General features: G+C 67.1%; 1 protein-coding gene. It reads left to right on the top strand.

What is annotated here, in order from left to right:
* Positions 1–1911 (top strand): LamG domain-containing protein (locus tag ITJ60_RS18690; RefSeq protein ID WP_228510674.1); only part of this gene is annotated, 1911 nt, incomplete at its 5' end.
* Between the last annotated feature and the right edge of the window lie 178 nt (positions 1912–2089).

Genomic DNA, 2089 nt, shown 5'->3' with positions numbered 1-2089 from the left:
CTCCGCTCCCCCACCGAAGGCAGCCTCAGCCGCAAACACTTCGCCTACAACGCCACACTCACCATCGAGTACAACACCGTCCCGAGCGCCCCGACGCACTTCCGGATCACCTCGCCGACCCGCACGTGCGGGGACTCGACTGATTCCGCCGCATGGATCAACAACGATGCGCAGAGCCTGACTCTCTCGGTGCAGAGCTCGGATCCCGACGGGGAGAACCTCGCGACGAAGTTCTACGTGTACAAGGCGTCGGACCTGGCAACGCACGTCGGTGACGGAGTCGTCTCTGTCCGAGGGGCACCGGGAACACAGACGGCAGTCCTGCCGAAGGGCTACCTGCCCGACGGAGACTTCGCTGTCCGCGCGCGTTCGAACGACGACAGCGAGTGGGGCGACTGGTCGTCGTGGTGCTACATCCACTCCGACTCGACTCCTCCGAAGGCTCCGTCGGTGACGGGTGTGGACAAGCCGCACACCGTCGGGGTCGCGACCTCCGTCACCGCCACCACGCCGACGGACGCGTCGATCGCCGGGTTCGCGTGGTGGGTGAGCGCTTCTCGCTCGGACATCCAGCCGGTCACGGCAGCGGCGAACACTGCCATCGGATTCCCGGACTGCGGCCTGCACGACGGGATCGTGACGTACGTGTGCGCCACGTCCTCGCGGACCGCGACCATCCGGTTCGCACCGACCGACAACAGCAGCGTTCTCTGGGTGAAGAGCATCGACAAGGCCGGCAACGTCTCCGTCACCGCGGCATCTCCGGACACCTCGAACCAGGGTTGGCCCATCGTGGCGGACTCCGATCCGACCGTGGACAGCGAGAGCGCTGCACACACCTGGACGGGGAGCTCAGGGCACGTGGCAGGCGACGGCACTTCCGGGTCACGAAGAGTCCTCCTCGACGAAGCATCGACCCCGACCAGCCCCCGGTCGTTGACCCTCGACCCGAGCGCGGTCACGAGCGGCCCCATCGATGACACCGGGTACGCCGGTCCGTTCGACGCCACGCGTGTCCACCAAGACGACCTCGTCCGGATCAACCGCTACTACGGCGACTACGGTCACATCGCCGTCACAGCCCGCACGCGAGCCGGCAAGGACTTCCAGTCCACGCTGGGCGAACTCCTGAGCCCCGCCGCACCCGCGCCTTCGCACAGTCGGCTGCTCTGGTCGTGTCCGACGTCGGTCGGCGACATGACGACCGGACGTGCCTGCAGCGACTCTGGTGTGCAGCTCGGCTACTCGTGGACGGTGGCGGCCGATGTGCCGACGGGGACGAAGCCCGTACACGCGTACCGGTGCGTGCACGGCGACGTCGACTACTTCACCTCCATCGACCCAGACTGCGAAGGCTTCACCAAGGACAGCGACCTCGGCTTCTTCGCGGCGGCAGGGACCAGCACGACCTCGGGTCCCATCGTGGACACGACGAAGAGCTACACGGTCTCGGCATGGCTCCGGCCCTCGAAGACCTCCGTCGACGAGACCAACACGGCGATGTCCCTCGACGGTCAGACCAATTCGCCGTTCTACCTGCAGTACGTCAAGGGCAAGTACCGCTTCTGCGTCAAGGAACAGACCGACACCCCGTCAGTCGACTGCACCAGTCCCGCTCAGACGTCCGCGTCCCCGGGCACGTGGGCCTTCGTCACGGGTGTCTGGGACCCCGCGAACAACCAGGTCCGGATCATGGTCAACGCGTCGTCGTCCGGGGTGGGCGTGACCGGTCACTCGCTCGGAGCAGGCGAGAGGTCGAGCAGCGACGGCCTCCTCCTCGGCAGCGGTGTCAGCGACGGAGCGCCCGTTGATTCGTGGAGTGGTGACATCGCGATGCCGTCCATCACCCAGGGCGTCGCAACCCGGACGCAGCTGCGTTACTTGATGACCTCCGGGAGCTACCGCTACTGACGGTTGGGCCGCGCCGCGTGCTGAGTGGATGTTCACAGGACGACGGCGCGGGTCTCTCCGACGGTGCATCGCCGAGTTCTCGGGGTCGAGCAGGGCGGGGACCGCCTCGTGGCTGTGCGCTGTGCCGTGTTCGGGGGTCTTCGCCGGGTTCGGGGTCTCGCTACGGTGTGCTCGCGCA

Origin of the sequence: Curtobacterium sp. VKM Ac-2884 (assembly GCF_015350945.1) — a bacterium.
Lineage (GTDB): Bacteria > Actinomycetota > Actinomycetes > Actinomycetales > Microbacteriaceae > Curtobacterium.
Note: the sequence above shows the minus strand (reverse complement) of the source record. Positions and strands in the feature narration are given on the sequence as shown.